A 3,665-nucleotide genomic window follows, 5' to 3' on the forward strand; every position below is an offset into this window, starting at 1 on the left:
GATAGGGTCCGCTCGCCACGGCCAGCGCGACCGCCTGGAAATGCGGCAAGGCAAGCGTGACCCGGCGCGTCCGGCCCATCTTCCCCAGCGCGTCATCGGTGAAGCCCGACATCGAGCCGTCGATGGAGCGCAGCGCGTGCGGCAGCTCGCAGAAGAGATCGAGCGGCACCTGCTCGCCTTCGGCGATGCCGGCCCGATTGAGCGCTGCATTGCCCTTCGCCGCGATGACGGCGAAGGGCGAGCCGAACAGCGGTACGCTGGAAACCCATTCGGCGACTTCCAGGGGACGCTCCAGCGCCACGTCGATTTGGTCCTCCTGCAACAGTTTCGAGACGTCGCCGATGGCGCTGTCGAGGAAGCGGAACGACACTGATGGCGCCACCGCCGTGATGCGCGCGGCAAAGGGCGGCATCAGGAGCATGGAAAAGAAATCCGCGCCCATGAAGGTGAAGGTCCGCTCCAGCCTTGCCGGATCGAAGTCCTTCGCCGGCTGGAAAGCACGCTCGATCTCGCGCAGCGCGGCACGCACAGGCTCGGCCAGGCTTTCGGCGCGGGGCGTCGGCACCATGTCGTTGCCGCGCCGCACGAAGAGCTGGTCGTTGAGCGAATGCCGCAGGCGGTTGAGCGCGGCGCTCACCGCAGGCTGGCTGAGGCCGATCTGCTCGCCAGCGCGCGTCACGCTTTTCTCGCGCAAAAGCGCGTCGAGCACCCTCACCAGGTTGAGATCGAGCGCGTTCAAATTCATCGCATTAATTCAGCCCATATGATCATTCGATTTCCATCTCCCACGCGTCGCTGGTTAGTTCGCCGTCGACGCCGCTTCGCCGGCCCAACACAAAGCAGAGACACCATGACAATGATCAACCGGACCATCGCAGGCAAGGAACTCCTTTGGTTCAACAACACGCTCGTCGCCATCCAGGTCTCTTCGGCCGACGGAGAGGACGGCATCTGCGTCATCGAGCATCGCCTGCCCTATGGCGATTCCCCGCCGCTGCATATGCACCGCAACGAAGACGAGGTATTTCACATCCTCGAAGGACAAATGCGTTTCCAGATCAACGGCCATGAGCGGGTCGTGGCCGCGGGCGAAACCGTCATCGCGCCGAAGGGCCTGCCGCATACATACAGGGTCGAATCTCCGCAAGGCGCGCATACGCTCACCGTCACGAGCGGCTCGGATTTCGAGACGATGGTGCGCCTGGCGAGCCGCCCCGCCGAACGGCCGGACCTGCCGCAGCCGGGGGCGCCGATGCCCGAGATGATGGCGACGCTGACGAGACTCTGCGCCGAGAACGGCATCGACATCGTTGGACCGCCGATGGAGGGCTGATCTGGCCCACAAGGGGGGAGATCGGCAGCCCCCTTCAACCGATTTGCATCTTCCTCGCCCGCAATCTCCGCTTGAAGGGTTTTGTGCAACGCGATACGCCCTTGCGCAAATCGACAGACCGGAGATTTCCCGTGAGCGCTGAGAAGACCAGAGCCGAAACCGATACATTCGGTCCCATCGAGGTCGCGGCCGACCGCTACTGGGGCGCGCAGGCGCAGCGTTCGCTCGGCAATTTCAAGATCGGTTGGGAAAAGCAGCCGGCCTCGATCGTGCGCGCACTGGGCATCGTCAAGCGCGCCGCGGCCGAAGTGAACATGGAGATGAAACGGCTGGATCCAGCCATCGGCAAGGCAATCGTGGACGCCGCGCAGGAAGTGATCGACGGCAAGCTCAACGACCATTTCCCGCTCGTGGTCTGGCAGACCGGCTCGGGCACGCAGTCCAACATGAATGCCAACGAAGTGATCTCCAACCGGGCGATCGAGATGCTCGGCGGCGTGATGGGCTCCAAGAAGCCCGTGCACCCGAATGACCACGTCAATATGAGCCAGTCGTCGAACGACACCTATCCGACGGCCATGCATATCGCCTGCGCCGAGCGGGTCGCGCATCACCTGATCCCAGCGCTCCACCATCTGCACAAAGCGCTCGACGCCAAGGCCCGCGCCTTCAACCACATCATCAAGATCGGCCGCACCCACACGCAGGACGCCACACCCCTTACGCTCGGCCAGGAATTCTCCGGCTATGCCGCGCAGGTCGCGTCATCGATCAAGCGCATCGAGCAGACGCTGCCCGGCCTGCAGGAACTGGCGCAGGGCGGCACCGCGGTCGGCACCGGGCTCAACGCGCCGGTTGGCTTTGCGGAAAAGGTGGCGGACCGGATCGCCGCCATCACCGGCATCGCCTTCGTCACGGCGCCGAACAAGTTCGAGGCGCTCGCAGCACACGATTCCATGGTGTTCTCGCATGGCGCGATCAACGCGGCGGCGGCGGCGCTCTTCAAGATCGCCAACGACATCCGCCTGCTCGGTTCAGGCCCGCGCTCGGGCCTCGGCGAGCTGTCGCTGCCGGAGAACGAGCCGGGCTCGTCGATCATGCCGGGCAAGGTCAACCCGACGCAGTGCGAGGCGCTGACGCAGGTCTGCGTGCAGGTGTTCGGCAACAATGCCGCGCTAACCTTCGCCGGCAGCCAGGGCCATTTCGAGCTCAACGTCTACAACCCGCTGATGGCCTATAATTTCCTGCAGTCGGTGCAGCTGCTTGCCGACGCTTCCGTATCCTTCACCGACAATTGCGTCGTCGGCATCGAGGCGCGGGAAGACAACATCAAGGCGGCGCTGGAGCGCTCGCTGATGCTGGTGACGGCGCTCGCCCCCACCATCGGCTACGACAACGCCGCCAAGATCGCCAAGACCGCGCACAAGAACGGCACCACGCTGCGCGAGGAAGCCTTGGCCACCGGGCTGGTCAGCGAGGCCGACTACGACCGGCTGGTGCGGCCCGAGGACATGACGCATCCGGGGTAGTTCTCACGGCGCGGACAGGCCAAAGGGGTCGTCGTTCCAGGGCGAAGACGACCCGATCGGGCGTTTCGGCTAGTCCCCGAGGTCTGCGACTGCAGCCCCAACCGATAGTTTGGCTATTTTGCGGGGGCACAATTTACTCGTTAATCCCAATCCGCCGACACGATTTTCGCGCGCGTCCGCCGGTCACCGAAACATACTGCCTGTGAACAATGTGTCGCCGCATCGGCGGCTTTGGTGAACAGTCTTCGTCGTCTATCTGACTGGGCATTCAACACGATTCGGAGACTCGCCAATGTCCATCAACACTTCCGCCGCCGGTACCAGCATCGCGTCCAACAGTGCCACCACCATCCTGCTCGGTCGTATCCTGCTCGCCGTCATCTTCCTGCTTTCCGGCTTCGGCAAGCTTACCGCCATTTCCGGCACCGCCGGCTATTTCGGCGCCCTCGGCCTGCCGCTTCCGACCGTGACGGCCGTCGTGGTCGGCCTCATCGAGCTGCTCGGCGGCCTTGCCATTCTTGTCGGGTTCCAGACGCGGATCGCCGCCTGGTTGCTCGCCATCTTCACGATCGCTACCGGCCTGGTTGCTCACACCGGCTGGGCCGACCAGATGCAGATGATCCAGTTTCTCAAGAACCTCGCCATCACCGGTGGCTTCATCCTGCTCGCCTCCTCCGGCGCCGGCGCCTATTCGATCGACGCCAAGCGCGGCTGATCTCCTTCCCCTCCCAAGCTGAAACTTTGGCGGCGCGGAATTTTTCGCGCCGCTTTTTCGTTTTCCCGAGTGCAGGCGTACACTGCAC

Annotated in this window: 4 protein-coding genes; 3 read left to right on the top strand and 1 reads right to left on the bottom strand. The window is 64.0% G+C overall.

Annotation, left to right across the window (positions count from 1 at the left end; all coding sequences use genetic code 11):
* Positions 1-745, bottom strand: a 745-nt coding sequence (locus EOA60_RS23505; protein ID WP_164899488.1) for a LysR family transcriptional regulator, incomplete at its 3' end; no start/stop codon positions are given.
* 105 nt (positions 746-850) lie between these two features.
* Here EOA60_RS23505 and EOA60_RS23510 point away from each other — a divergent pair.
* The 3 genes from EOA60_RS23510 (at position 851) to EOA60_RS23520 (ending at position 3,577) form a co-directional block, all read left to right on the top strand.
* On the top strand, positions 851-1,333 hold the full coding sequence (locus tag EOA60_RS23510) for a cupin domain-containing protein (RefSeq protein WP_095824439.1): 483 nt from the start codon (positions 851-853) through the stop codon (positions 1,331-1,333).
* Between the two features lie 131 nt (positions 1,334-1,464).
* Positions 1,465-2,862, top strand: a complete 1,398-nt coding sequence (gene fumC, locus EOA60_RS23515) for a class II fumarate hydratase (protein WP_095824440.1) — start codon at positions 1,465-1,467, stop codon at positions 2,860-2,862.
* 292 nt (positions 2,863-3,154) lie between these two features.
* A complete protein-coding gene (locus EOA60_RS23520) occupies positions 3,155-3,577 on the top strand; it encodes a DoxX family protein (RefSeq protein ID WP_067001137.1) in 423 nt (140 codons plus the stop codon).
* Positions 3,578-3,665: the final 88 nt, after the last annotated feature.

Origin of the sequence: Mesorhizobium sp. M1A.F.Ca.IN.020.06.1.1, from assembly GCF_004023265.1 — a bacterium.
Classification (GTDB): Bacteria; Pseudomonadota; Alphaproteobacteria; order Rhizobiales; family Rhizobiaceae; genus Mesorhizobium.